The organism is Kitasatospora sp. NPDC127116, assembly GCF_042677365.1.
In the GTDB taxonomy this organism is placed as follows: domain Bacteria; phylum Actinomycetota; class Actinomycetes; order Streptomycetales; family Streptomycetaceae; genus Kitasatospora; species Kitasatospora lactacystinica.
Genome location: NZ_JBHXTL010000131.1, coordinates 1 through 26,754, shown reverse-complemented (window position 1 = coordinate 26,754; position 26,754 = coordinate 1). Strand labels below are relative to the sequence as shown.

At 71.7% G+C, this 26,754-nt stretch carries 22 protein-coding genes; 5 read left to right on the top strand and 17 right to left on the bottom strand.

Going from position 1 to position 26,754, the window contains the following annotated elements; translation table 11 throughout:
- Positions 1-471 precede the first annotated feature (471 nt).
- The 9 genes from ACFVHV_RS35745 to ACFVHV_RS35705 all read right to left on the bottom strand — a co-directional run bounded on the left by ACFVHV_RS35745 (position 472) and on the right by ACFVHV_RS35705 (position 10,875).
- Complete coding sequence (locus tag ACFVHV_RS35745; protein WP_359900672.1) at positions 472-1,995, bottom strand: CoA-acylating methylmalonate-semialdehyde dehydrogenase; 1,524 nt, start codon at positions 1,993-1,995, stop codon at positions 472-474.
- 223 nt (positions 1,996-2,218) lie between these two features.
- Entirely contained in the window at positions 2,219-2,992 is a 774-nt protein-coding gene (locus ACFVHV_RS35740; protein WP_380357031.1) for a nucleotidyl transferase AbiEii/AbiGii toxin family protein, read from the bottom strand.
- A gap of 115 nt (positions 2,993-3,107) precedes the next feature.
- The gene (locus tag ACFVHV_RS35735) at positions 3,108-3,539 is read right to left on the bottom strand and encodes a hypothetical protein (protein ID WP_359900666.1); all 432 of its coding nucleotides are present in this window, start codon (positions 3,537-3,539) and stop codon (positions 3,108-3,110) included.
- Positions 3,540-3,673: 134 nt separating this feature from the next.
- On the bottom strand, positions 3,674-5,068 hold the full coding sequence (locus ACFVHV_RS35730) for an NAD(P)/FAD-dependent oxidoreductase (protein WP_380357029.1): 1,395 nt from the start codon (positions 5,066-5,068) through the stop codon (positions 3,674-3,676).
- A gap of 62 nt (positions 5,069-5,130) precedes the next feature.
- Positions 5,131-5,934, bottom strand: a complete 804-nt coding sequence (locus ACFVHV_RS35725; protein ID WP_380357026.1) for an ABC transporter permease — start codon at positions 5,932-5,934, stop codon at positions 5,131-5,133.
- Positions 5,934-6,878 (bottom strand): ABC transporter permease, encoded by a 945-nt coding sequence (locus tag ACFVHV_RS35720; protein WP_359900658.1) that lies wholly within the window; start codon positions 6,876-6,878, stop codon positions 5,934-5,936. The genes ACFVHV_RS35725 and ACFVHV_RS35720 overlap by 1 nt, the downstream gene beginning before the upstream one ends.
- Complete coding sequence (locus ACFVHV_RS35715; protein WP_380357023.1) at positions 6,875-8,017, bottom strand: ABC transporter ATP-binding protein; 1,143 nt, start codon at positions 8,015-8,017, stop codon at positions 6,875-6,877. The genes ACFVHV_RS35720 and ACFVHV_RS35715 overlap by 4 nt, the downstream gene beginning before the upstream one ends.
- 40 nt (positions 8,018-8,057) lie before the next feature.
- On the bottom strand, positions 8,058-9,308 hold the full coding sequence (locus tag ACFVHV_RS35710; RefSeq protein ID WP_359900653.1) for a spermidine/putrescine ABC transporter substrate-binding protein: 1,251 nt from the start codon (positions 9,306-9,308) through the stop codon (positions 8,058-8,060).
- 55 nt (positions 9,309-9,363) lie between these two features.
- Positions 9,364-10,875 (bottom strand): gamma-aminobutyraldehyde dehydrogenase, encoded by a 1,512-nt coding sequence (locus ACFVHV_RS35705; protein ID WP_359900650.1) that lies wholly within the window; start codon positions 10,873-10,875, stop codon positions 9,364-9,366.
- Positions 10,876-11,127: 252 nt separating this feature from the next.
- Here ACFVHV_RS35705 and ACFVHV_RS35700 point away from each other — a divergent pair, with 252 nt between their 5' ends.
- The gene (locus tag ACFVHV_RS35700; RefSeq protein WP_359900647.1) at positions 11,128-12,780 is read left to right on the top strand and encodes a PucR family transcriptional regulator; all 1,653 of its coding nucleotides are present in this window, start codon (positions 11,128-11,130) and stop codon (positions 12,778-12,780) included.
- A 48-nt stretch (positions 12,781-12,828) separates the two neighbouring features.
- Here ACFVHV_RS35700 and ACFVHV_RS35695 read toward each other — a convergent pair whose 3' ends face one another.
- The 3 genes from ACFVHV_RS35695 to ACFVHV_RS35685 form a co-directional block, all read right to left on the bottom strand.
- On the bottom strand, positions 12,829-14,046 hold the full coding sequence (locus ACFVHV_RS35695) for a spermidine/putrescine ABC transporter substrate-binding protein (RefSeq protein WP_380357018.1): 1,218 nt from the start codon (positions 14,044-14,046) through the stop codon (positions 12,829-12,831).
- Between the two features lie 67 nt (positions 14,047-14,113).
- Positions 14,114-15,472, bottom strand: a complete 1,359-nt coding sequence (locus ACFVHV_RS35690; RefSeq protein ID WP_359900643.1) for an aspartate aminotransferase family protein — start codon at positions 15,470-15,472, stop codon at positions 14,114-14,116.
- 184 nt (positions 15,473-15,656) lie between these two features.
- On the bottom strand, positions 15,657-17,132 hold the full coding sequence (locus ACFVHV_RS35685; RefSeq protein WP_359900641.1) for a gamma-aminobutyraldehyde dehydrogenase: 1,476 nt from the start codon (positions 17,130-17,132) through the stop codon (positions 15,657-15,659).
- Positions 17,133-17,400: 268 nt separating this feature from the next.
- On the opposite strand from ACFVHV_RS35685, the gene ACFVHV_RS35680 reads away from it, so the two are divergent.
- From ACFVHV_RS35680 to ACFVHV_RS35665, 4 genes are all read left to right on the top strand, one after another.
- Positions 17,401-17,874 carry an Lrp/AsnC family transcriptional regulator gene (locus ACFVHV_RS35680; RefSeq protein WP_030243538.1) on the top strand — a complete coding sequence of 158 codons (474 nt, stop codon included), beginning with the start codon at positions 17,401-17,403 and terminating at the stop codon, positions 17,872-17,874.
- Positions 17,871-19,265, top strand: coding sequence for an aspartate aminotransferase family protein (locus ACFVHV_RS35675; RefSeq protein WP_359900638.1), 1,395 nt, complete (start codon positions 17,871-17,873; stop codon positions 19,263-19,265). The genes ACFVHV_RS35680 and ACFVHV_RS35675 overlap by 4 nt, the downstream gene beginning before the upstream one ends.
- Positions 19,266-19,500: 235 nt before the next feature.
- Positions 19,501-20,256, top strand: a complete 756-nt coding sequence (locus ACFVHV_RS35670; protein WP_359900636.1) for an ATP-binding cassette domain-containing protein — start codon at positions 19,501-19,503, stop codon at positions 20,254-20,256.
- Between the two features lie 10 nt (positions 20,257-20,266).
- A complete protein-coding gene (locus ACFVHV_RS35665; protein WP_380357013.1) occupies positions 20,267-21,418 on the top strand; it encodes a hypothetical protein in 1,152 nt (383 codons plus the stop codon).
- Between the two features lie 19 nt (positions 21,419-21,437).
- Here ACFVHV_RS35665 and rlmN read toward each other — a convergent pair whose 3' ends face one another.
- From rlmN to tsf, 5 genes are all read right to left on the bottom strand, one after another.
- Entirely contained in the window at positions 21,438-22,538 is a 1,101-nt protein-coding gene (rlmN, locus tag ACFVHV_RS35660; protein ID WP_359900630.1) for a 23S rRNA (adenine(2503)-C(2))-methyltransferase RlmN, read from the bottom strand.
- Between the two features lie 82 nt (positions 22,539-22,620).
- A complete protein-coding gene (locus ACFVHV_RS35655; protein ID WP_380357009.1) occupies positions 22,621-24,126 on the bottom strand; it encodes a phosphatidate cytidylyltransferase in 1,506 nt (501 codons plus the stop codon).
- Positions 24,126-24,683 carry a ribosome recycling factor gene (gene frr, locus ACFVHV_RS35650; protein WP_359900627.1) on the bottom strand — a complete coding sequence of 186 codons (558 nt, stop codon included), beginning with the start codon at positions 24,681-24,683 and terminating at the stop codon, positions 24,126-24,128. Before frr ends, ACFVHV_RS35655 begins: the two co-directional genes overlap by 1 nt.
- 98 nt (positions 24,684-24,781) lie before the next feature.
- Entirely contained in the window at positions 24,782-25,546 is a 765-nt protein-coding gene (pyrH, locus tag ACFVHV_RS35645) for a UMP kinase (RefSeq protein ID WP_329929692.1), read from the bottom strand.
- Between the two features lie 261 nt (positions 25,547-25,807).
- Positions 25,808-26,647 (bottom strand): translation elongation factor Ts, encoded by an 840-nt coding sequence (gene tsf / locus ACFVHV_RS35640; RefSeq protein WP_189923571.1) that lies wholly within the window; start codon positions 26,645-26,647, stop codon positions 25,808-25,810.
- Between the last annotated feature and the right edge of the window lie 107 nt (positions 26,648-26,754).

The window sequence follows — 26,754 nt, the reverse complement described above, 5'->3', positions numbered from 1 at the left end:
AAGGAACGGACGCTTCCTTCGGACCGCCTTCCAGCGGACCCTCCGGGCTTCGTTCTTTCGTGTTTCCAGCTTATCAGATGTTTTCCGCTCCGTTTCCGGGGCTTCGTTCATCCAACTCGCCGGTGTCTTCCGGGGCTTGACGCCCTGTCCGACGTTTCAAACTCTAGCCGATCCCCGCTCCGAAAAGCGAATCCGGCTGCAATCCGATAAAACGCGCACGCCGAATAAGCACCAGGTCGGGACGCGAAAAGCGAAAACGACCGGCACGAACCGAGAAGTGGTGTTTCAAAGGATTGGCTGCCCCGGGACCGTCCGCGCAGACGCGTGTCCGGTGCTCCCAGCCAGGCAGCTCGAAGAACTGTACGCGCTTCGGCGGCGGGATGCAAACGTCGTGCAAAGACCGCTGGCCGGACCCCGGGGGGAGGGGTCCGGCCGGCGGAGCTGTGCGGCTCGGCTGTTGGAGCGGGCGGCTCAGCTGTTGGTGGGGAAGCCCAGGTTGATGCCGCCGTGCGACGGGTCCAGCCAGCGCTGGGTCACGGCCTTGCCCCGGGTGAAGAACTGCACGCCGTCCGGGCCGTACGCGTGGGTGTCGCCGAACAGCGAGGCCTTCCAGCCGCCGAAGGAGTAGTAGGCGACCGGCACCGGGATCGGCACGTTGATGCCGACCATGCCGACCTCCACCTCGAACTGGAAGCGCCGGGCCGCGCCGCCGTCGTTGGTGAAGAGGGCGGTGCCGTTGCCGTACGGGTTGGCGTTGATCAGCGCCAGGCCCTCCTCGTACGAGTCGACGCGCACGACCGAGAGGACCGGGCCGAAGATCTCGTCGTTGTAGACGGACATGCCGGGCTTCACGTGGTCGAACAGCGTGGGGCCGAGCCAGAAGCCGTCGGCCGTCGGGGAGCCGTTGCGGTCCTCGGCGGTGACCGGGTGCTTGCGGCCGTCCACGGCGAGCTCGGCGCCGTCGGCGACGCCGGACTCCACGTAGGAGGTGACCTTGTCCCGGTGCTGGCCGGTGACCAGCGGGCCCATCTCGGAGTCGCCGTTGCAGCCGGGACCGACCTTCAGGGTGGCGATCCGCTGCTTGATCTTCTCGACCAGCTCGTCGCCGATCGGGTCGACCGCGACCAGCACGGACACCGCCATGCAGCGCTCGCCGGCCGCGCCGAAGCCGGCGTTGACGGCGGCGTCGGCGGCGAGGTCGAGGTCGGCGTCCGGCAGGACCAGCATGTGGTTCTTGGCGCCGCCCAGGGCCTGCACGCGCTTGCCGTAGCGGGTGCCGGTCTCGTAGACGTAGCGGGCGATCGGGGTGGAGCCGACGAAGCTGACGGACTTGACGTCCGGGTGCTCCAGCAGGCGGTCGACGGCCACCTTGTCGCCGTGCACGACGTTGAAGACGCCGTCCGGCAGCCCGGCCTCCTTCCACAGCTCGGCGAGGAAGTTGGCGGCGGACGGGTCCTTCTCCGAGGGCTTCACCACGACGGTGTTGCCGGCCGCGATGGCGATCGGGAAGAACCACATCGGCACCATGGCCGGGAAGTTGAACGGCGAGATGATCGCGACCGGGCCGAGCGGCTGGCGGATCGAGTAGACGTCGACACCGGTCGAGGCCTGCTCGGTGAAGCCGCCCTTGATCAGCTGCGGGATGCCGCAGGCGTACTCCACGACCTCCAGGCCGCGGGCGATCTCGCCCAGCGCGTCGGAGTGCACCTTGCCGTGCTCCGCCACGATGATCGAGGCCAGCTCGTCGCGGCGGGCGTTCAGCAGCTCGCGGAAGGCGAAGAGCACCGTCGTCCGCTTCGCGATCGAGGCGTTGCGCCACTCGGTGAAGGCCGCGGCGGCGGCGGCCACCGCCTGGTCGACCTCGGCGATCCCGGCGAAGTCGACCTGGCCGGCGACCTGGCCGGTGGCCGGGTCGAAGATCTCACCCCGACGGGGGGCCGCACCGGCGGTGGCGACCGGCTTGCCGCTGATCCAGTGAATGATGTGCTTGCTCAAGGTCCGTCTGCCTCCGAAGTCCCGGGCGGCGTCCTGCCACCGGTCCGGTCTGGCGCCGCCCGCATGGGCCGGGCGCCGGGAAATCACGGGGCTACCGCGTTCGTCTTCCAGTCTGGTGGCCGTTTCGGTCCTGCTCAACGAACAGGCTGACGGGGATCGTGGATTCAGCCTTACAGGTCGTCCGGTCGCTCGGCCGAACGGGCGGCTCCACCGGGCCGGGGCCTCAGGTGTCCTCGTCCTCCGGCTCCTCCAGGTACGGGTCGTGCAGGCCGTCTGCCGCTTCCCGGGTCTCCAGCAGGTCCAGCCGCAGGTCCTGGGCCCAGGCGAGCGCCCACCGCTTCAGCCCGTCGACCTCCCCGGCCGGAACGCCCCGGGCGCGGAACCGCCCGTCCGCCGCGTCGGCGAGCGTCTCCAGTCGGTCGGCCAGTGCCGTGGGCTGGAAGTCCGGGTCCAACTCCCCTGCCAGTGCGATCAGTTCGCCCTCGCGGTAGCAACGGGTGAGGGCGTGGACGTCGATCAGGTCGCGCGGCATGCCCCGGTCCACGAGGAGCGCGGTGGTCAGCGCGGCCGCGTCCTCCAGGGCGACGACCGGCAGCACCACGGGAGGCTCGTCCGGCCCGGGCGCACCGAGGTCGAGGCGGACCGGGCGGTGGCCCAGCGGCTCCTTGCGCAGTTCCACCGAGTGCGACCGCCCGCCGAGCGCCAGCCGGACGGTGAGCTGCTCCAGCCGCGGTGTGCCCGGCCGCTCGACGGCCTCCCCGCCCGCCGCCCGGTACGCCTCGCGCAGCGCGGCGGCCACCTCCGGCAGGTCGGCGCCGCCGGTGGCCAGGGTCAGCCCGTCCTGCGGGCAGGCCGCGACGCCGTGGGCGCGCAGCGCGTGCCCGCCGGCCAGCGCGAGGCCGTACCGGTCGCAGACCGGTGCGGCCGCGGCGGCCAGGCGCAGCTGGGCGGGGCCCGGGCGGAGGGACGCGTCGACGGCGTGCGGGACGGTGGTCACGCCTCCAGTCTGACGCGACCGACCGCACGGCGCGCCACCACCGCCGGGCGCCCCCGCGCACCCCAAAGCGCCGGAACTCCCCCAGGTGCGCCACCACAGCCGGGCCCCGGAGGGCTCACCAGCCGCTGAGCCTCGCCGCCGCCTCGTGCAGGGCGAGCTCCAGCAGCATCGGGTCGTTGAGCCGCCCGGAGCCGTCGGGCGGGACCAGCCACCGCACGCCCCGGCTGCTGCGCCCGGGGTGCGGCACGACGATCCAGGCGCCCTCCCCCGCACCGCGCACACCGGTGCCGATCCAGCGGGCCGCCGTGCCGACGGGCACCAGGAAGCTGACCTGCTCGCCCCCGAAGTCGGTGAGGACCGGGCCGCGGGTGCGCGGGTCCGTGATCTCCAGGGCCGGGTGCCCGAGCCGCCCGGGGACGGAGAGGACGTCCCAGCGTCGGCCGGCCGGCAGCAGCACCAGGCCCAGCCCGGTGCGCTCCCACTGCTCCCGGAAGGACTCCGGGTCCGGTGCCGCCTGGGCGAGCCAGTGCAGTCCGGTGGTCTCCATGTCGTGTCCCCGCTTCTTGCCGTTCGTACTGTTCGGAGACGGCGGGAGGAACGGGACCCGCCGTCACCAAGGAGAGGCGGACGGCGGGTCCCGATTACACGACTATGGGGTGCCCGATTGGCGGCGGTCGCGCTTCAGCTGTCGAAGCCGAGCCCCAACCGGTCGAGGGTGCGCAGCCAGAGGTTGCGGTGGCCGCCGGTGCGGTCCGCCCGCTCCAGCGACCGGGTGGTGAGTTCGATCCCGGCCCAGCGCACCGGCTCGGGCGGGAACGGCAGCGGCTTGCTGCGCACCATGTCCAGGGAGGTGCGCTCGGTGCGCTCGCCGGCGAGCAGGTCGAGCATCACCTCGGCGCCGAAGCGGGTCGCGCCGACGCCGAGCCCGGTGTAGCCGACCGCGTAGGCGACCTTGCCGCGGTACCCGGTGTCGAAGAACGCCGAGAACCGGCTGCAGGTGTCGATGGCGCCGCCCCAGGCGTTGGTGAAGCGCAGGCCCTCCAGCTGCGGGAAGCAGCGGAAGAAGTGGTTGGCCAGGGTGCGGAAGGTCTCCGGCCGCTGGTCGTACTCGTGCCGGACGTGGCCGCCGAAGTGGTAGACCGCGTCGTAGCCGCCCCAGAGGATCCGGTTGTCGGCGGAGAGCCGGAAGTAGTGGAACTTGTTGGCGCTGTCGCCGAGGCCCTGCCGCCCGCGCCAGCCGATCGAGGCGAGCTGCTCGTCGTCGAGCGGCTCGGTCATCAGGGCGTAGTCGTACACCGGGACGATGTACGGGCGGACCCGCTTGAGCAGCGACGGGAAGACGTTGGTGCCGAGGGCGACCTTGCGGGCGAAGACCCGGCCGTACGGGGTGCGGACGGCCATGCCGCTGCCGTGCTCCCGCAGGTCGGTGGCCCGGGTGTGCTCGAAGATCCGCACGCCCTGGCCCAGGCAGGCGTCCTTGAGGCCCCAGGCGAGCTTGGCGGGGTGGACCATCGCCACGCCCTCCTTGTCCCAGAGGCCGCCGAGGAAGGTCGGCGAGTTCACCTCGGCGCGCAGCTGGTCGGCGTCCAGGACGGTGATGTCGAAGCCGTACCGGGCGACCGCCTCGGCGATCTCGTGGAGCTCCTCGACCTGGTGGGGCTGGGTGGCGACGTCGATCTCGCCGGTGCGCTCCCACTCGGCGTCGATGCCGTAGCGCTTGACGGTGGCCTCGATGCCGTCGAGGTTGGCGGCACCGAGGCGTTCCAGCTGGGCCAGTTCGGACGGCCAGCGGTCCAGGCCGTTGCCGAAGCCGTGGGTGAGGCTGGCCGCGCAGAATCCGCCGTTGCGCCCGGACGCGGCCCACCCGACCTCGTTGCCCTCGACCAGCACGACGTCCAGCGAGGGGTCGCGTTCCTTGGCGATGAGGGCGGTCCACAGGCCGGAGTAGCCGCCGCCGACGACCAGCAGGTCGCAGGTGGTGTCGCCGACCAGGGCGGGCAGCGCCGCCGGCCGGCCGGGATCCTCCAGCCAGAAGGGGGTGGGCCTGGCGTCACTGAGTGCGCGGGCGGAATCCATGCATTATCAGCCACTTTCTACGAATAGATGACGTATGACGTGCCACCGCTGTCGACCGTACGTCAGGCGGTGGCCTTCCGGCGGTTGCCCAGCCACTGGCCGACGACGGTCAGCACCACGGCGGCGAGGAACATCGCGGTGCCGATGACGTTCACCTGCACCGGGATGCCGCGCTGCGAGGCGCCCCAGACGAACATCGGGAAGGTGACCGTGGTCGGCCCCGAGTTGAACTGGGTGATGATGAAGTCGTCGAAGGAGAGCGCGAAGCTGAGCAGCGCGCCCGCCGCGATGCCGGGCGCCGCCAGCGGCAGGGTGACCCTCAGGAAGGTCTGGGTGGGGGTCGCGTAGAGGTCCTGGGCGGCCTGTTCGAGCCTCGGGTCCATGCTCATCACGCGCGCCTTGACCGCCGTCACCACGAAGCTGAGGCAGAACATGATGTGCGCGATGAGGATGGTGGTGAAGCCGAACGGGATGCGCATGTTGAGGAAGAGCGTCCCGAGCGAGGCGGCCATGACCACCTCGGGCATGGCCATCGGCAGGAAGATCATCGCGGTGGTGGCCGAGCGGCCGCGGAAGCGGTAGCGGGCCAGTGCGAAGGCGACCATGGTGCCGAGCACGGTGGCGCCGATGGTGGCGAGCACCGCGATCTGCAGGCTGAGCGAGAGCGACTGGCACATGTCGGCCACGCCGCAGGGGTTGGTCCAGGCGTCGGTGGAGAACTCGTTCCACTCGTAGTTGAACTTGCCCACCGGCTTGTTGAACGAGAAGGCGAGCACGACCAGGTTGGGCAGCACCAGGTAGGCGAGGGCCAGCAGGCCGGCCAGCACCACCAGGCGGGCGCGGATCCATGTGAACATCCGGGACATCAGACCAGATCCTCCGTCCCGGCCTTGCGCATGTAGACCGTCACCATGCCCAGGATCAGGGCCATCAGGATGAAGCTCAGCGCGGCGGCCGTGGGGTAGTCGAGCACGTTCAGGAACTGCTTCTGGATGCCGTTGCCGACCATCTGCTCGCTCGGCGAGCCCAGCAGCTGGGCGTTGATGTAGTCGCCGGAGGCCGGGATGAAGGTCAGCAGGGTGCCCGCGACCACGCCCGGCAGCGAGATCGGGAAGGTGACCTTGCGGAAGGTGGTGAACGGCCGGGCGTAGAGGTCGCCGGCCGCCTCGTGCAGGCGCGGGTCGATCCGCTCCAGCGAGGTGTACAGCGGCAGGATCATGAACGGCAGGAAGTTGTACGTCAGGCCGCAGACCACCGCGAGCGGCGTGGCCAGCACCCGGTCGCCGTCGGTGAGGCCGAGCAGGTTGGTGACGTCCAGGACGTGCAGCGCGTTCAGCGCGCCGACCACCGGGCCGCCGTCGGACAGGATGGTCTTCCAGGCCAGCGTGCGGATCAGGAAGCTGGTGAAGAACGGCGCGATGACCAGGATCAGGATGACGTTGCGCCAGCGCTTGCTCGCCTTGAAGGCGATCGTGTACGCGAGCGGGTAGCCGACGGCCAGGCAGAGCACGGTGGCGACGGCGGCGTAGGAGAACGAGCGCAGGAAGTGCCACTTGTACTCGACCAGGGCGTCCCAGTAGGTCGAGAAGTGCCAGGTGACCTTGAAGCCCTCTTCGAGGGAGCCGGTCTGCAGCGAGGTCGACCCCTGGTAGAGCATCGGGACGGCGAAGAAGATCACCAGCCAGGCGATGCCGGGCAGCAGCAGCCAGTACGGGGTGAGCTTGCGCTTCGGCCCGCGCTCCGCCGGTTGCGGGGAGCCGCCGTCGGGGGGTATCGCCCGGGACGGCGCGGCCGGGGTGGTGGCGGTCATGCGGCCTCCTCCCCGGTGCCCGCGTCGATCGCCTGTGCGGCGTCCAGGGCGAAGGAGTGCGCCGGGTTCCAGTGCAGCTGGACGGCGGCGCCGGGGACGACGCGGGCGTCGCGCTCCATGTTCTGCTCGAAGACGGTGACCTCCTGGCCGCCGTCGGTGCGCACCACGTACTGGGTGGAGACGCCGATGAAGCTGGAGTCGAGCACCGTGCCGGTCAGCCGGTTGCGGCCGTCGGCGACCTGCTCGGAGGCGTGGGTGATGGTGATCTTCTCCGGGCGCACGCCCAGGTGGACGCGCTTGGCGTCGGTGGTGCAGCGCGCCTTCGGCACGGCGAGGCGGACGCCGGCCGCATTGAGCAGCAGGTCACCGCCCTCGGTGCCGGTGACCTCGGCGGGCAGCAGGTTGGACTGGCCGAGGAAGTTGGCCACGAAGGTGGTGGCGGGGTTCTCGTACAGCTCGGCGGGGGCGCCCAGCTGCTCGACCCGGCCGCCGTTCATCACCGCGATGGTGTCGGCCATCGTCATGGCCTCCTCCTGGTCGTGGGTGACGTGCACGAAGGTGATGCCGACCTCGGTCTGGATCCGCTTGAGCTCCAGCTGCATCTGGCGGCGGAGCTTGAGGTCGAGCGCGCCGAGCGGCTCGTCCAGGAGCAGCACCTGCGGGTGGTTGATCAGCGCGCGGGCGACCGCGACGCGCTGCTGCTGGCCGCCGGAGAGCTGGTGCGGCTTGCGCCGGGCGTACTGGCCGAGCTCGACCAGTTCCAGCATCTCGTCGACCTGCTTCCTGACGTCCTTCCGGCCGCGCCGGCGCAGGCCGAAGGCGACGTTCTCGAAGATGTCCAGGTGCGGGAAGAGCGCGTAGCTCTGGAAGACGGTGTTCACCGGCCGCTTGTACGGGGGCAGGGCGGTGACGTCCTGGCCGCCGATCAGGACGGTGCCGCTGGTGGGCTCCTCCAGGCCGGCGATCATGCGCAGGGTGGTGGTCTTGCCGCAGCCGGAGGCGCCGAGCAGGGCGAAGAAGGAGCCCTGGGGGACGGTCAGGTCGAGCGGGTGGACGGCGGTGAAGGAGCCGTAGGTCTTGCCGATTCCGGTGAGCCGGACGTCGCCGCCGACGGCCGCGTCGCGCTGCTGGTCTGTCATGGGGTGGTGTCTTCCTGGGATTCTCTGCCGGGAGGTGGGGTCAGGCGCCGATGAGCTTCGAGAACTTCTGCTCGAAGTCGCTCTCCTCGCTCTCGGAGAGCGTGCGGAACACGTGCGCCTTGACCGCCATCTCGGGGGTGGGTACGACCAGCGGGTTGGCCGCGGTGTCCGGGGCGATGCCGGCGAGCTCGTCCTTCATCCCGGTGACGGCGGAGACGAAGCCGATGCCCGCGACCAGCTGCGCCGCGATCTTCGGCTGATAGTAGAAGTCGATCAGCTTCTCCGCGTTCGCCTTGTGCCGGGCCTTGGCCGGAACCAGCATGTTGTCGGTCGAGGCGATGTAGCCCTTCTCCGGGATGACGAACCCGATGTCCGGATTGTCGGCCTGCAGTTGGATCAGGTCGCCGCCCCAGGCGATGCAGGCCGCGATGTCGCCGGCGGAGAGCTCCTGGCCGTAGTCGTTGCCGGTGAAGCGGCGGATCTGCTTGCTGTCGACGGCCTTCTGCAGCCGGGCGACCGCGCCGTCGTAGTCGTCGGCGGTGAACCTCGCGGTGTCCTTGCCCTGGTCCAGCAGGACCATCCCGATGCTGTCGCGCATCTCGGACAGGAAGGTCACCCGGCCCTTGAGGTCGGGGTCGTCCAGCAGCTGGGAGACGCTGGTGACCTCCTTGCCCCTGGTCGCCTTCCGGTTGTACGCGACGACGGTCTGGATGCCGGCCCACGGGTAGGAGTAGAGCCGCCCCGGGTCCCAGTCGGGGGCGCGGAAGCGCGCCTCGATGTTGGTGATCGCGGTGGTGACGTTCGCCGGGTTGAGCTTCTGCGCCCAGCCGAGCCGGATCAGCCGGGCCGCCATCCAGTCGGTGAGCACCATCAGGTCGCGGCCGGTGTCCTGGCCCGAGGCGAGCTGCGGCTTGACCTTGCCGAAGAACTCGACGTTGTCGTTGACGTCCTCGTTGTACTTGACCTTGATCCCGGTGGCCTCGGTGAAGGCGTCCAGGGTGCCGTGCTTCTCCTTGTCCTTCTCGTCCGTGTCCACGTACAGCGGCCAGTTGGAGAAGGCGACCTCCTTCTGCGTCCCCGAGAGGTCCTCGGCGGCGTTCGCGGTCGAGTCACCGGTCGCCCGGGGAGCCGCCGGGATGCCGCAGGCCGCCAGGGTGCCCGCCCCGGCGGTCAGCGCGGCGGCGCGCAGCAGGGTGCGACGGCCGAGCGCGGCCCGGCCGCTGGTCAGACTGCGTTCCCAGGCCCTGCGGACCGGTTCGGGCAGACCGTCGGTGAGCTCGTTGAACGCCATGGAACGGGCCTCCTGGGGGGAGATGGGGTGTGGGGGCACCCGCTTGGGCCGGGGGTTATCTGTCTCCGAAGACGGTGCGGTGCCAGTCCTTGCGGGCCACCGCGGTGGTGTCGAACATGACGTGCTTCACCTGGGTGTACTCGTCCAGCGAGTACTGGGACATGTCCTTGCCGTAGCCGGACGCCTTGTAGCCGCCGTGCGGCATCTCGCTGATGATCGGGATGTGGTCGTTGACCCAGACGCAGCCGGCCGCGATCTCCCGGGTGGCGCGCAGCGAGCGGTGCACGTTGCTCGTCCAGGCGGAGGCGGCCAGCCCGTACGGGGTGTCGTTGGCCAGCCGCAGGCCCTCGTCGTCGCCGTCGAAGGGCAGCACGACCAGCACCGGGCCGAAGACCTCGCCCTGCACGACCTCGCTGTCCTGGGCCGCGCCGGTGATCAGGGTGGGCGGGTAGTACGCGCCCCGGGTGAGGTCGTGGCCGTCGTGGCCCCGCTCCGGGACCCGGCCGCCGGTGACCACGGTGGCGTACGAGCGGGCGCGCTCCACGAAGCCCGCCACCCGGTCCCGGTGGGCGTACGAGACCAGCGGGCCGAGGTCGGTGCGCGGGTTCAGCGGGTCACCGATCCGGATCGCCGCGAACAGCTCGGCCACCCCGGCCGTGAAGGCGTCGTACAGCGGGCGCTGGACGTAGGCGCGGGTGGCCGCCGTGCAGTCCTGGCCGGCGTTGATCAGCGAGGCCGCGACCGCTCCGTGCACCGCGGCGTCCAGGTCCGCGTCGTCGAAGACCACGAACGGGGCCTTGCCGCCGAGCTCCAGGTGGGTGCGCTTGACGCTCGCGGTGGCGATCTCGGCGACCCTCCTGCCGACGCCGGTGGAGCCGGTGAAGGAGACCATCGCGACGTCCGGGTGCCCGACCAGGTGCTCGCCCGCGGTGCGCCCGGCGCCGGTGACCACGTTGACCACGCCGTCCGGGATGCCCGCCTCGGTGCAGGCCCGGGCGAACATCAGCGAGGTCAGCGGGGTCAGCTCGGCCGGCTTGAGCACGATGGTGTTGCCCGCGGCGATCGCCGGGAGGATCTTCCAGGCGGCCATCTGCAGCGGGTAGTTCCACGGCGAGATCGAGCCGACCACGCCGACCGCCTCGCGCCGCACGTAGGAGGTGTGGTCGCCGGAGTACTCGCCGGCCGCCTTGCCCTCCAGGTTGCGGGCGGCGCCTGCGAAGAAGGCGGCGTTGTCGACGGTGCCGGGCACGTCGAACTCGGTGGCCAGCTTGACCGGCTTGCCGGTCTGCGCCGTCTCCACCCGGGCCAGGTCGTCGGCCGCCCCGGCCAGGACGGCCGCCAGCCGGGTGAGCGCCTCGGAGCGCGCGCCCGGGGTGGCCGAGGACCAGCCGGGCAGGGCGGCCCTGGCGGCGGCGACGGCGGTGTCCACGTCCTCGGCGGTGGCCAGCGCGACCTGCTCGACCACGCTGCCGTCGGCGGGGTTGACGACCTGGAAGGGGTCTCCGCTCCCCCGGGTCGGGCGGCCCGCGATGTACTGCGCGCCCGGGCCGAAGTCGGTCAGGTCCATCTGGTTCCTCCAAGTGCCGTGGTTCGACCGCTGCGGGGTCACGCGTCCGCGGTGGGGGTCTGCGGTCCCGCTGACCTTGCCTGCTGCGGGGTTGGGGTGACAAGGGTCACTTCGACAACCTCGGCACGAAGGGCCTTACAGGGTGCAAGGGTGCGGCCAGGGCAACACCTCGTCGGGGGGATGGATGATTTACCTGACACTCTGATCACCCGGAGCCCCCGCTCCGGCCCCCACCGGCCCCGGAGGCCCGCGATGCTCCCCACCGTCGCCCGAGTCCTCGACCTGGACGTGATGCGGCGCGGCCTGCCCCAGGTGGTGGCCGGCGCCGACCACCTGGAGCGGCCGGTCCGCTGGGTCCACGTCAGCGAGCTGCCCGACGTCGCCGGGATGCTCCGCGGCGGCGAGCTGGTGCTGACCACCGGCATCGCCCTGCCCGAGGACCGCGAGGGCCTGGCCCGCTACGTGCGCGAGCTGGACGAGGTCGGGGTGGCCGGCCTGGTCGTCGAGTTCGGGCGGCGCTACTTCGACTCGCTCCCCCGCGCCCTGGTCAACGCCGCCGAACAGCGCGGCCTGCCACTGATCACGCTCCGCCGCGAGCTGCGCTTCGTCGCCGTCACCGAGGCCGTGCACGCCCTGGTGGTCAACGCCCAGCTGGAGCAGCTGAGGATCTCCGAGTCCGTCCACCAGGTCTTCAACGAGCTCGTGGTGGAGGGCGCCGAAGCGCCCGAGGTGATCCGCCAGGTGGCCCGGATGGCCGGCGCCCCGGTCGTCCTGGAGAACCTGGCCCACCAGGTGCTCGCCCACGACACCGCCGGGCGCCCGGAGGCCGAGGTGCTGGAGGACTGGGAGCGCCGCTCGCGCGGGGTCCGCCCGGCCGGGCGCACCGGCCACGACCCGCGCAGCGGCTGGCTGGTCACCGCCGTCGGCGCCCGCGGCCAGGACTGGGGCCGGCTGGTGCTGGTGCAGGAGCCCGGCCCGCTGCCCGAGGGCGAGGCCCACCCCCACGCCATGCTGCTGGAGCGCGGCGCCTCCGCGCTGGCCCTCAACCGGCTGGTGGTCCGCGACCGGGAGAGCCTGGAGCGGCAGACCCACCGCACCCTGCTGTCCGGCATCCTCACCCACGCCCTGACCGTCTCCGAGGCGGCGCTGCGCGCCCAGGCCCTCGGCGTGCCGCTGGAGGGCCGCCGGCTGGTCGGCGTGGTGCTGCGGCAGCGGCGCGGACCGATCCCGGCCGCGCTGGAGGCCCAGGCCCGGCTGCGCGACTTCACCGAGCTGGCCGCCGGCGCGGTCCGGGCCTGCCGGCTGACCGCCCTGGTCGGCGCGCTGGACGACGAGGCCGTCGGCCTGCTGGTCGCGCTCGGCACCCAGCAGGACGAGCACGCCGCGCTGGACGCCCTGTCGGCCGCGCTGCGCCGGATGTCCGCCGAGGCGGGACGGGAGGGCGGCGACCCGGCGGGCCCGGTGGTCGCCGTCGGCTCCTCGGTCGGCTCGGTGCGCGACGCCCGGCGCACCCTGCTGGAGGCCACCCAGGTCGCCGACGCCGCCCTGCACGACGCGCCCGGCGGCCGCAGCTCCTCCTACTACCGGCTGCCGGACGTCCGGCTGCGCGGCCTGCTCCACCTGCTGCGCGACGACGCCCGGCTGCAGACGTACGTGGAACGGGAGCTGGGCCCACTGCTGGCCCACGACGCCGAGCACAACGGCCAGTTGGTGCAGATGCTGCGGATCTACCTGGAGCAGGGCCGCAACAAGTCGGCCGCGGCGGACGCGGCGCACCTGTCCCGGCCGTCCTTCTACGACCGGCTGCACAAGGTCGAGCGGATCCTCGGCGTCGACCTCGACCAGGTGGAGTCCTGCCTCTCCCTGCACGTGGCGCTGCTCGCGCTGGACGCCGTCCGGCGCTGAGCGGGGCTGAGCGGGGCGCGCGCCCCGGGGCGGCGCCGGGCCCCGCCGTCACACCCCGGTGATGCGCCCCCAGACCTTGTGCAGCTCGGGCCGCTCGGCCGAGGTGACGTCGCGCATGGTGTGCAGCCGGGCCCGCATCTCCTCGGTCGGGAACACCAGCGGGTTCTCGGCGAGTTCGGCCTTCTCCTTGTCGCCGCTGGCCGCCAGCACCTCGCGGGCGGCCGGCACCGGGCAGATGTACTGGACGAACGCGGCGAGTTCGGCCGCCACCTCGGGCTGGTAGTAGTAGTCGATCAGCAGCTCGGCGTTGCGCTTGTGGGCGGCCCGGTTGGGGATCATCAGGCTCTCCGCCCACAGCTCGCCGCCCTCCTCCGGCACCACGAACTCGATGTCCGGGTTCTCGGCGGTCAGCTGGACGGCGTCGCCGGAGTAGGCCTGGCAGGCGAGCGCAGCACCGGAGGCGAGGTCGCTGGTGTAGTCGTTGCCGGTGAAGCGCCGGACGTGGCCGCTGTCGACCACCTTCTGCACCAGGTCCATCGCCTTGCGCGCGTCGTCGTCGCCGAACCTCGCGATGTCCGCGCCCTGGGAGAGCATCAGCAGCCCGATTGCCTCGTCCAGCCCGGCGAACAGCGTGACCCGGCCCTTGAGGTCGGGCGCCCACAGGTCGGCGGTGGACCTGATCTCCCGGCCGAGCGCCTTGCGGTTGTAGGCGATGCCGGTGATCCCGGACTGCCAGGGCACGCTGCGCCTGCGCCCGGGGTCGAAGGCCGGGTCGGCGAGCTGCGGGTCCAGGTTGGCCGCGACGTTGGGCAGGTTGGCCCGGTCCATCGCCTGTACCCAGCCCAGCGAGACGTACCGCCCGGCCATCCAGTCGCTGATCACCATCAGGTCCCGGCCGGGGGCGGCGCCCTGGGTGAGCACCGGGCTGATCTTGCCGAAGAACTCGTCGTTGTCGTTGATGTCCTCGGTGTAGGTGACCTCGATCCCGGTCCTCTCGACGAAGGCGTCCAGGGTCGGGCGCCCGCCCGCGTCGTCGGTGTCGATGTACTGGGTCCAGTTGGAGAAGGCGAGCCGCTTGTCGCTCTCCGAGCGGTCCGGTGCCGAGCGACGGTCCTCGGCCACGTACGCGGACGGGATGCCGCAGCCGGTCAGGGTGCCGGCGCCGAGCAGCGCGGCCCCGCCGAGCACGGAACGTCGGCGGATGCGTGCGGGCCCCTGCGGGCGGTCGGCGACGGAGCGACGGGTCGGGGTGGTGCTGCTGGGCATGAGCGGCCTTCCGGAGCGTGGGACGGCCCCGGGCACACGGGTGCTCGGGGCCGTCCTGGTAGGTACGTCAGACAGTGTGCGCGTCGGTGAGCGACAGCACCTCGTCCAGCACCGCGAGGCCGGTCTTGGCCTCCTCCTCGGTGACGGTGCACGGCGGGACGACGTGGAAGCGGTTCATGTTGACGAACGGCCAGAGCCCGCGCTGCTTGCAGGCGGCGGCCAGCTCGGCCATCGGCGCGTTGCCGGCGCCGGCCGCGTTGTAGGGCACCAGCGGCTCGCGGGTCTCCCGGTCCTTCACCAGGTCGAGCGCCCAGAACACGCCCAGGCCGCGGACCTCGCCGATCGACGGGTGCCGCTCCGCCAGCTCGCGCAGGCCGGGGCCGAGCACGTTCTCGCCGATGTGCCTGGCGTTCTCGACGATGCCCTCCTCCGCCATCGTGTTGATGGTCGCCACCGCCGAGGCGCAGGCCAGCGGGTGGCCGGAGTAGGTGAGCCCGCCGGGGAAGGCCCGCTCGGCGAAGGTGGCCGCGATCTCGGCGCTGATCGCCACGCCGCCCAGCGGCACGTAGCCCGAGTTGACGCCCTTGGCGAAGGTGAGCAGGTCCGGGGTGACGCCCCAGTGGTCGGCGGCGAACCACTCACCGGTGCGGCCGAAGCCGGCCATCACCTCGTCCAGGATGAACACGATCCCGTAGCGGTCGCAGATCTCCCGCACCCCGGCCAGGTAGCCCGCCGGCGGGACCAGGATGCCCGCGGTGCCGACCACGGTCTCCAGGATGACCGCCGCGACGGTGCCGGGCCCCTCGAACGCGATCACCTGCTCCAGGTGCTCCAGCGCGCGCTCGCACTCCTGCGCCTCGTTCTCGGCGTGGAAGTTGGAGCGGTAGGCGTACGGCCCCCAGAAGTGCACCACACCGGAGACGCCGCCCTCGTTGGGCCAGCGCCGCGGGTCGCCGGTGAGGGCGATCGCGTTGGCGGTGGCGCCGTGGTACGAGCGGTAGGTGGACAGCACCTTCTGCCGGCCGGTGTGCAGCCGGGCCAGCCGGATGGCGTTCTCGTTGGCCTCGGCGCCGCCGTTGGTGAAGAAGATCTTGTCCAGGTCACCGGGGGTGCGCTCGGCGATCAGCCGGGCGGCCTCGCTGCGCGACTCGACCGCGAAGCCGGGGGCGATGGTGCAGAGCTTCGCCGCCTGCTCCTGGATCGCCGCGACCACCTTCGGGTGCTGGTGACCGATGTTGGTGTTGACCAGCTGCGAGGAGAAGTCGAGGTAGCGGTTGCCGTCGTAGTCCCAGAAGTACGAGCCCTCGGCGCCGGCCACCGCGAGGGGGTCGATCAGTGCCTGGGCGGACCACGAGTGGAAGACGTGCGCGCGGTCGGCCGCCTTGACGGCCTGGCCGGCGGCTGGGTCAGCGGTGGGAATGCTCATGCCGGTAAGGCTAGGGCGGCCCGTCCCCGAAGGGCAGTTCCATCGTGTCAGCCGGTCGCGCCAACCGCCGACAGGATGCAAAGACACAGGGCCCGGGTCGAGAAGACCCGGGCCCATGGTCGGTTCAGCCGACTTATCAGCGCACTCAGATCGCGGTCATACAGCGCCGACGGTCACGACCCGCTCAGATCGCGGTCATGACGTGCTTCACGCGGGTGTAGTCCTCGAAGCCGTACGCCGACAGGTCCTTGCCGTAGCCGGACTTCTTGAAGCCACCGTGCGGCATCTCGGCGACCAGCGGGATGTGGGTGTTGATCCAGACGCAGCCGAAGTCGAGGCGGCGCGACATCCGCATGGCGCGGGCGTGGTCCTTGGTCCACACCGAGGAGGCCAGCGCGAACTCGACGCCGTTGGCGTACGCGACGGCCTGGTCCTCGTCGGTGAACTTCTGCACGGTGATGACCGGGCCGAAGACCTCGTTCTGGATGATCTCGTCGTCCTGGTTCAGGCCGGAGACGACGGTCGGGGCGTAGAAGTAGCCCTTGTCGCCGACCTGGTGGCCACCGGCCTCGACCTTGGCGTGGGCGGGCAGCCGCTCGATGAAGCCGGAGACCTGCTTCAGCTGGTTGGCGTTGTTCAGCGGGCCGTACAGCACGTCCTCGTCGTCCACGCCGCCGGTCTTGGTCTCGGCCGCGGCCTTGGCCAGCGCCTCGACGAAGGCGTCGTGGATCGACTCGTGCACCAGCACGCGGGTGGCGGCGGTACAGTCCTGGCCGGCGTTGAAGTAGCCCGCGACCGAGATGCCCTCGACGGCCTCGGCGATGTCGGCGTCCTCGAAGACCACGACCGGGGCCTTGCCGCCCAGCTCCAGGTGGACGCGCTTGACGTCCTTGGAGGCGGACTCGGCGACCGAGATGCCGGCGCGCACGGAGCCGGTGATGGAGGCCATCGCCGGGGTCCTGTGCTCGACCATCAGCCTGCCGGTCTCGCGGTCGCCGCAGATGACGTTGAAGATGCCGGCCGGCAGCTCCAGGTCCTTGAGCACGCCGCCGATGATCTCGGCCAGCAGCACGGTGGAGGCCGGGGTGGTGTCGGAGGGCTTCAGCACGACGGTGTTGCCCGCGGCGATGGCCGGGGCGAACTTCCAGACGGCCATCATCATCGGGTAGTTCCACGGCGCGACCTGGGCGCAGACGCCGACCGGCTCGCGGCGGATGATCGAGGTCATCCCGTCCATGTACTCACCCGCGGCCTTGCCCTCCAGCATGCGGGCGGCGCCGGCGAAGAACCGGATCTGGTCCACCATCGGGCCGATCTCCTCGGAGAGGGTCAGCGCGCGGGGCTTGCCGGTGTTGCGCACCTCGGTGTCGACGATCTCGTCGGCGCGGGCCTCGACCGCGTCGGCGATCTTGAGCAGCAGCTTCTGGCGGGTGCTGGGGGTGGCGTCGCGCCAGATCGGGAACGCGGCGTCGGCGGAGGCCATGGCGGCGTCCACGTCAGCGGCGCCGGACAGCGGCGACGTCGCGTACACCTCGCCGGTGGTCGGGTCCACGATGTCGAGCGTGCGGCCGTCGGCCGCGTCGACGAACTCACCGTTGATGTAGTTGCGCAGCGCGCGAAGGTCGCTCACGGATCTCTCCTCGGTCTGGGCCTGCGGCATTGCAGATTCCGGCGCAATGGTACGTCGGCGGATCCGGCGTACGAAGGGTCCCGAGTGGCCGCGACCGGAGCGGCGCGGTCCACTGGTGGCGGTACGCGCAACGGCCCTCGGGGGCGCGCGCGTACCGTGCCAGGGTAGCCGCACGACTGCCGGTATCGACAGGGCGAGCTCGCTTCAGCGATGAAATCCGCATGCGTTTTCCAAGATCACGACGAAATCAGCAGCTTCCACGCTTGCGAACACGGGAGCGATCAGGCACAGTGGCCGCGTGGCCAACCGCGACCGGAACGCCAGCGTTCCCCTCGACGCCGCCTCCAAGGCGATCATCGAGCAACTCCAGGAGGACGGGCGCCGCCCGTACGCCGCCATCGGCAAGGCCGTCGGCCTGTCCGAGGCGGCCGTGCGGCAGCGCGTCCAGAAGCTGCTCGACCAGGGCGTGATGCAGATCGTCGCCGTCACGGACCCGCTCACCGTCGGCTTCACCCGCCAGGCGATGGTCGGGATCCGGGTCGAGGGCGACATCGAGCCCGTCGCCGACGCGTTGGCCGCCCTCGACGAGGTCGACTACGTCGTCTGCACCGCAGGCTCGTTCGACCTCCTGGCCGAACTGGTCTGCGAGGACGACGAGCACCTGCTCGAACTGATCAACAAGCGCATCCGCGCCCTTCCCGGCGTGCGGAGCACCGAGAGCTTCGTTTACCTGAAGCTCCGGAAACAGACCTACACCTGGGGCACCCGATGACAGCCGACCCGGCGCAGAAGGACCTTTCCAAGACCGCCTACGACCACCTGTGGATGCACTTCACCCGCATGTCGTCGTACGAGAACTCCCCCGTGCCGACGATCGTCAAGGGCGAGGGCACCTACGTCTGGGACGACAAGGGACGCAAGTACCTCGACGGCCTCGCCGGCCTGTTCGTCGTCCAGGCCGGCCACGGCCGTGAGGAGCTCGCCGAGGCCGCCGCCAAGCAGGCCAAGGAGCTCGCCTTCTTCCCGGTGTGGAGCTACGCCCACCCGAAGGCCGTCGAGCTGGCCGAGCGCCTGGCCAACTACGCCCCGGGCGACCTGAACAAGGTCTTCTTCTCCACCGGTGGCGGCGAGGCCGTCGAGACCGCCTGGAAGCTCGCCAAGCAGTACTTCAAGCTGACCGGCAAGCCGACCAAGTACAAGGTCATCTCGCGCGCCGTCGCCTACCACGGCACCCCGCAGGGCGCCCTGTCCATCACCGGCCTGCCGGGCCTGAAGGCCCCGTTCGAGCCGCTGGTGCCGGGCACCCACAAGGCCCCGAACACCAACATCTACCGCGCCCCGGCCTTCCTCGAGGGCCCCGACGGCACGGTCGACCCCGAGGCCTACGGCCGCTGGTGCGCCGACGAGATCGAGGTGGCCATCCTCAACGAGGGCGCCGAGACCGTCGCCGCCGTCTTCGTCGAGCCGGTGCAGAACGCCGGTGGCTGCTTCCCGCCGCCGCCCGGGTACTTCCAGCGCCTGCGCGAGATCTGCGACCGCCACGACGTGCTGCTGGTCTCGGACGAGGTCATCTGCGCCTTCGGCCGCCTGGGCACCATGTTCGGCGCCGACAAGTTCGGCTACCAGCCCGACATGATCACCTGCGCCAAGGGCATGACCTCGGGCTACTCCCCGATCGGCGCCACGATCATCTCGGACCGCCTCGCCGAGCCGTTCTACAAGGGTGACAACACCTTCCTGCACGGCTACACCTTCGGCGGCCACCCGGTCTCCTCCGCGGTGGCGCTGGCCAACCTCGACATCTTCGAGCGCGAGGGCCTGAACCAGCGCGTCCTCGACAACGAGGCCGCCTTCCTGGGCACCCTGAACAAGCTGCGCGACCTGCCGATCGTCGGCGACGTCCGCGGCAACGGGTACTTCTACGGCATCGAGCTCGTCAAGGACAAGGTCACCAAGGAGTCGTTCAACGACGACGAGGTGGAGCGCGTGCTCTACGGCTTCCTGTCGAAGGCCCTCTTCGACAACGGCCTGTACTGCCGCGCCGACGACCGTGGCGACCCGGTCATCCAGCTGGCCCCGCCGCTGATCTCCGACCAGTCGACCTTCGACGAGATCGAGCAGATCCTGCGGACCAGCCTCACCGACGCGTGGGCGAAGATCTGATCCCCTGAGCCTTCTTCCCCACCCTCCGCCGAAGGGCGGCCCCGCTCCCCGCGGGGCCGCCCTTCGGCGTGCCCGGCCCGGTTTCCCACCCCCGGAACATCACAGTCGTACGACCAAACATGCCTGAATGCGGGTGATATGCCCGTGATGGACCAGAGCGCCGCCACCGCGACCAGCCCCCGTCGTTCTAATCTGACGACTGTCATATCCCTGCGGCCACCCAGGATGGATCCTCATGTCAGCGGCACCGCCTGACAACGACGTGCTGTGGGCCCGAGGGATCGTCAAGTCCCATGACGGCACCCCCGCCCTGCGCGGCATCTCGATCGGCGTCCGCGAGGGCGAGGTGCTCGCCGTCACCGGCCCGCGCGGCTCCGGCAAGAGCACCCTGCTCGGCTGCCTCTCCGCGCAGCTCCCGGTCGACGAGGGGGAGGTCTGGTTCAACAGCGCCCCCGTGCACACCCTCGCCCGGGCCGGCCGCGAACGGCTGCGCCGCGACCGCTTCGGCTTCGTCGGCTCCGAGCCCCACCTGGTGCCCGAACTGACCGCCCGCGAGAACGTGGCGCTGCCGCTGCTGCTCGCCGGGGCCGGCAACAAGGCCGCCTACACCGCCGCCGACGAGTGGCTGGAACGCCTCGACGTCGGCGACTGCGCCCGGCTGCGGCCCGAGCGCCTGCTCCAGAGCCAGCGCCAGCGGGTCGCCGTCGCCCGCGCCCTGGCCCCGCTGCCGCCCGTCGTCTTCGCCGACGACCCCACCGCCCCGCTGCACCGCGAGGCCGCCGACCAGGTCATGCGGATACTGACCAGCGCGGCCCGGTCCCACCAGCTCACCCTCGTCCTGGCCACCCACGACCCCGAGCTCGTCCGGTTCGCGGACCGCGCCGTCGCCCTCGTCGACGGACGGCTCACCGCCCCCGCCGCACCCGTCCCCCGCGGCATCACCGCCCCCGGGGCCGCCGGAGCGCCCGCCGTCACGGCCACCCGCCGCTGAAAGGGTCGACGTGTTCTACCTCCGTCTGGCCCGGGGCTACCGGGTGCCCGACCTCGGCCGCTGGCTGCTCACCGCAGCGGCCGCCGCCGTGGTCGCCGCCTTCCTGCTGCGCTCCCTCGGCCGGGCGATGAGCGAGCAGATCGGCGGCGCCGACCCCCTGGTCCGGCTGCTCTGGTGCCTGCCCCCGCTCGCCGCCCTCGCCTGGTTCGCGGCCGTCGCCGCCCGCGCGGTGCCCGCCCGCCGGCCCGAGCGGATCGCCGGCCTCACCGCCGCCGGCGCCGGCTCCCGCCGCATCCGGACGCTGATCGCCGGCGAGGTCGCACTCGCCTGCACCCTCGGCAGCGTGCTGACCCTGCTGCTCTTCCTGGTGCTGCGCAACGACGTCGCCGGCCCGGCACTCGCCGCCGACCTCGGCATGGGCGTGCCGCTGCCGCCCGCCGCGCCCCTCGCCCTGCTCGCCCTGGTCCCGCTCACCGCCGCCGGCGCCGCCGCCTGCGCGGTCTCCGTCACCGACACCCTGCCCGGCGGCCGCACCCCCGCCCCGACCGGCTTCGGCGTCTGGCGGATCGCCCTGGCGACCGGGCTGGGCGTCATCGGCGCCGCGCTCGAACTCATCGCCCTGCGGCCCGGAGCCGCCGTCGACGGCCGTCCGATCCACCTGCCCGCCGGGCTCGGCTCCACCAGCACCGCCGCCCTCTTCGGCTGGGCCGCCAGCGCGCTCGGCCTCGCGCTGCTCACCGGCCCGCTGCTGGCCTGGGCCGGGCGGCTGCTCGCCGTCGGGCGGCCCACCCCGCTGCGGCTGCTGGCCGGGCGCGGCCTCACCGCCCAGGCCCGCCGGCTCGGCGCGCCGCTGGCCGTGCTCACCCTCGCCGTCGCGCTGGTGCTCACCACCGTCCGCTACTGGATCGGCACGCCCGACAGCGCCGACGCGCTGCCCGCCGTCGAGGCCTGCCTGGTCCTCGGCTGCGCGGCCGCCGCGGTGGTCAACCGGCTCGCCGAGGTCCGCACCGACCGCCGCGGGGTCACCCACGCGCTGCTGCGCCTCGGCACCTCGCCCCGACTGCTGTTCGGCGCGGTCGCGCTGCGCACCCTCGCGGTGGGCAGCACGCTGCTGCTGACCGGTGGGGCGACCGCCGCGCTGGCGGCCGCCGGACTCCGGTAGCGCTCTCCCGGAACGGGCCTCAGCCCGCCGCGGCGAGCTGGCCGCAGGCGCCGTCGATCTCCTGGCCACGGGTGTCGCGGACGGTCGTCGGCACGCCGTGCGACTGGAGGCGGCGGACGAACTCGCGCTCGTCCTCCGGCCGGGAGGCCGTCCACTTGGACCCGGGGGTCGGGTTCAGCGGGATCAGGTTGACGTGCACCCGGCGGTTCTTGATCAGCCGGCCGAGCAGGTCCGCCCGCCAGGCCTGGTCGTTGATGTCCTTGATCAGCGCGTACTCGATGGAGATCCGGCGGCCGGACTTCTCCGCGTAGTTCCACGCCGCGTCCAGCACCTCGGCGACCTTCCAGCGGGTGTTCACCGGCACCAGCTCGTCGCGCAGCTCGTCGTCCGGGGCGTGCAGCGACAGCGCCAGACGGCAGCTGAGGCCCTCGTCGGCGAAGCGGTGCATCGCCGGGACGAGACCGACGGTGGAGACCGTGATGCCGCGCTGGGACAGGCCGAAGCCGTCCGGCGCCGGGTCGGTCAGCCGGCGGATCGAGGCCAGCACCCGGTTGTAGTTGGCCAGCGGCTCGCCCATGCCCATGAAGACCACGTTGGACAGCCGCGCCTCGCCGCCCGGGATCTCCCCGGTCTTGAGCGCGCGCATCCCGGCGGCGATCTGCTCGACGATCTCGGCGGTGGACAGGTTGCGGGTCAGACCGGCCTGGCCGGTGGCGCAGAACGGGCAGTTCATGCCGCAGCCGGCCTGCGAACTGATGCACATGGTGACCCGGTCCGGGTAGCGCATCAGCACGGACTCCACGAGCGTGCCGTCGAAGAGCTTCCAGAGCGTCTTGCGGGTGGCGTCGTCGTCGCAGGAGACGTGCCGGACCACCGACATCAGCTCGGGCAGCAGGCTCCCGGTGAGCTTCTCCCGGCTGGCGGCGGGGATGTCCGTCCAGCTCGCCGGGTCGTTCGACATCCGGCCGAAGTAGTGGTTGGAGAGCTGCTTGGCGCGGAACGGCTGCTCGCCCAGCTCGGCGACGGCCTCCTTGCGCTCGGCGGGGCTCAGGTCGGCGAGGTGTCGCGGGGGCTTTGCGCCGCGCGGCGCGACAAAGGTGAGTTCTCCGGGCTTAGGCATGGTTGTTCCAGTGTCGCAGACGCGCGAGGGCCCCGGACGCCAGGCGTCCGGGGCCCTCCCTGGTACGTCTCGTACGCGCCGGTCAGCTGCCGACGAACGCGGCCAGCAGCAGCCAGACCACCGGGGCGGTCGGCAGGAGCGAGTCCAGCCGGTCCATGATGCCGCCGTGGCCGGGCAGCAGCGTGCCCATGTCCTTGATCCCGAGGTCCCGCTTGATCATCGACTCGCCCAGGTCGCCCAGGGTCGCGGTGACCGCCGCGCAGCCGCCCAGGATCAGGCCCTGCCACCAGCTGCCGCCGTCGATCATCAGCTGCATCAGCAGCGCGCCCGCCAGCATCGACAGCGCGATGCCGCCGGCCAGGCCCTCGCGGGTCTTGCCCGGGCTGATCGTCGGGGCCAGCTTGGTCTTCCCGAACTTGTAGCCCACCGCGTACGCGCCGGTGTCGCTGCAGATCGTCACGATCAGGAAGAGCACGATCCGCTGGGGGCCGTCGTCGGCCGCCAGCATCATCGCCACGAAGGTGGCCAGGAACGGCACGTAGAAGGCCGTGAACACGCCTGCCGTTATGTCCCGCAGGTAGTCCTCCGGCGGCTCGGCCATCCGCCAGACCATCACCGCCAGCCCGGTCAGCGCCAGCGCGGCGGCCGCCCACTGGATGCCGGACCAGTAACCGGTGGCGACCATGGCGACGCCGCCCACGACCAGCGGGATCAGCGGCGCCTTGATCTGCTTGCGCTCGGAGAGCCGGCTGGTCAGCTCCCAGACGCCGACCGCGACCGCGGCCATCACGACGACCAGGAACAGCGCCTTCACCACGAACAGCGAGGCGACGATCACCGCGCCCAGGCCGACGCCCACGCCTATGGCGGCCTGGAGGTTACGGCCACCGCGCTGCTTGCGCGGCTGCGGCTGCGGGGCGGACTGGGCGGCCACGGGTGTCTCCTGCCCTGGGTGGGACGACGGCACGAAGTGGGGCTGCCCGGCCGCCAAGTGGTTCGCCGGCGGCGCGGGATGCACCGGTGCCCCCGGGTGCGGCGGGGCGCCGCGGCCGGGGGCGGGAGGGACGTCGTCGGATATCGCGCGCAGCACGACCGTCTCCGTCACGCCCGGCGGCGCCGGCTCGGGCTGATCCTCCCGGAACAGCGGGCCGTTCAGCCGGCCGGACTCCCTGCCCTGCCCCTCGGCGGGCCCGGCCGGGCCACCGGTGGCGGGCCGGCCGTGGGCCGGGGACCGACCGTGGACGGCGGACCGGCCGTGGGCGGGCGCGCCGGGCGGCGGACCGGGCTCGGCCGGCACGGGAGGCATGACCTGAGTCTCCTCCGCGTCGCCGCCCCAGTACACCGGAGGCTGCTGCGACTGATCCGAACGGAGGCCCGGCGCCCCGTGGGCGACGCCCGGCGCGCCCGGGGGCACGGCGTGGCCGCCCGGGTGGCCGGGGTGTCCCTGGGCCGGCGCCGGCTGCGCGCCGTACCCCGGCACCGGATGGGCCGGGGTACGGGCGGCCTGCGGGTGCGGCGCCGGGTGGTGGGGCTGGAACTGCTGGTCGGACGGGCCCCAGTAGCCGGGGGCGTCAGGGGCGTCGTTCATCAGACCTCGAGCAGCTCGGCTTCCTTGTGCTTCAGCAGCTCGTCGACCTGGGCCACGTACTTGGCCGTGGTGTCGTCGAGCTCCTTCTCGGCGCGGCGGCCGTCGTCCTCGCCGACCTCGCCGTCCTTCACCAACTTGTCGATGGCGTCCTTGGCCTTGCGGCGCACCGCGCGGATCGACACCTTGGCGTCCTCGCCCTTGGTGCGGGCGATCTTGATGAACTCCCGGCGGCGCTCCTCGGTCAGCTCGGGCAGCACCACGCGGATGATCGAGCCGTCGTTGGACGGGTTGACGCCCAGGTCGGAGTCGCGGATCGCCTGCTCGATGGCCTTCAGCGCGGTCTTGTCGAACGGCGAGACGACCGCCATCCGCGGCTCCGGCACCGAGAAGGAGGCCAGCTGGTTGATCGGCGTCACGGCACCGTAGTACTCCGCGACGATCTTGGCGAACATCGCCGGGTGCGCACGGCCGGTACGGATGGCCGCGAGGTCGTCCTTGGCGACGCCGACGGCCTTCTCCATCTTCTCCTCGGCCTCGAGGAGGGTCTCTTCGATCACTGTGGTCTCCCTGTCCGGTTCATCTGCTGTTGTCCCGACCGGTGTCGGCGCGGTGGCCGGTCCCGGCGTCGGCGCCGTCCAGTACGGCTGGTTGCTGCTCAGGCCCGGACAGAATCCTGGCTGATGAGTGTGCCGATCTTCTCACTCTTCACCGCGCGCGCGATATTGCCCTCCGCCAGCAGTTCGAAGACCAGCATCGGAAGGTTGTTGTCCTTGCACAGCGTGATCGCGGTGAGGTCGGCGACCTTGAGGTCGCGCGCGATGACCTCGGAGTACTCCAGCGCGTCGAACTTGACCGCGTCCGGGTTCGTCCGCGGGTCGGAGTCGTAGACGCCGTCCACGCCGTTCTTGCCCATCAGCAGGACGTCGGCGTGGATCTCCAGGGCGCGCTGGACGGCCGTGGTGTCGGTGGAGAAGTACGGCATGCCCATACCGGCGCCGAAGATCACCACACGGCCCTTCTCCAGGTGCCGGACGGCCCGCAGCGGCAGGTACGGCTCGGCGACCTGGCCCATGGTGATGGCGGTCTGGACCCGGGTCTCGATGCCCTCCTTGACCAGGAAGTCCTGCAGCGCCAGGCAGTTCATGACGGTGCCGAGCATGCCCATGTAGTCGGAGCGGGCCCGGTCCATGCCGCGGACCTGGAGCTCGGCGCCCCGGAAGAAGTTGCCGCCGCCGATGACCACCGCGACCTCGGTACCGGCACGGACGACGGTGGCGATCTCCCGGGCGATCGCGTGCACGACGTCCGGGTCGACGCCGAGCCCGCCGCCACCGGCGAAGGCTTCACCGGACAGCTTGAGCAGCACCCGGCGGCGCGAGCCGTCCCTGGGGTCCTGCGCGGTCTCCTGCGTCTCCTGCATGGACTTCTCCTTTTTGCACCTACCGGTCACAGGCGCGGGTGTGCGGATGCCCCGCCTGCGCGTACACGAGAGGAGGCCACTGCCGCGGGAACCGGTTCGGTGTCCTGCACGGCAATGGCCTCCTCGTCGTTCATGGTGCCGACGCGAGCCCGCCCGTTGGGGATAGGCGCGGGGTGAGCCCGTTCGGCGTTCCTCCCGCCCCGATCAGCGGGCGGGGGCGGTTCCCAGCGTAAAGGGGCCGGGGACCAGGTGGAACGTGGCTCAGGCGCCGACGCGGAAACGCGCGAAGCGCTTGAGGGTGACGCCGTTCTCCTCGAGGACCTTGGCGACGGTCTTCTTGTTGTCCTTCGCGAAGGCCTGCTCCAGGACGGAGAACTCCTTCACGAAGCCGGTGACGCGACCCTCGACGATCTTCGGCAGGGCGGCCTCCGGCTTGCCCTCCTCGCGAGCGGTGGCCTCGGCGACGCGGCGCTCGTTCTCGATGTCCTCGGCCGGGATGTCCTCGCGGGACAGGTACTTCGGGGCGAAGGCGGCGATGTGCTGCGCGACGTCCTTGGCGACCTCGGCGTTCTCCTTGTCCAGCTCGACCAGGACGCCGACGGCCGGCGGCAGGTCGGGGCTGGTCTTGTGCAGGTAGACCGCGACGAAGCCGTCACCGTCGAACTGGGCGAAGCGGCGGAAGACGATCTTCTCGCCCAGGGTCGCGTTGGCCTCGTCCACGAACTGCTGGACGGTCTTGCCGGCCTCGATCTCGGAGGCCAGGGCGGCGTCCAGGTCGGCCGGGGCGGTCTTGGCGACGTGGGCGGCGATGGCGTCGGCGACCTTGACGAAGTTGTCACCCTTGGCGACGAAGTCGGTCTCGCAGTTCAGCTCGACCAGGACGCCGGACTTCTTGTCCTCGGCGATCAGCGCGGCGACGGCGCCGTTGGAGGCGTCGCGGCCCTCGCGCTTGGCGACGCCCTTCTGGCCCTTGATGCGCAGGAGCTCGACGGCCTTCTCGACGTTGCCCTCGGCCTCGTCCAGGGCCTTCTTGCAGTCCATCATGCCGGCGCCGGTGAGCTCACGGAGCTTCTTGACGTCCGCGGCGGTGAAGTTCGCCATGGTGTGAATCTCTTCTCGCGTCTCGCGTGTCTGCGTGGAGTGGCGCCGGGACCGATGGTCCGGTCCCGGCGCGGGAGAGAGGGGCACCCGCCGGCTTCGTACCGGCG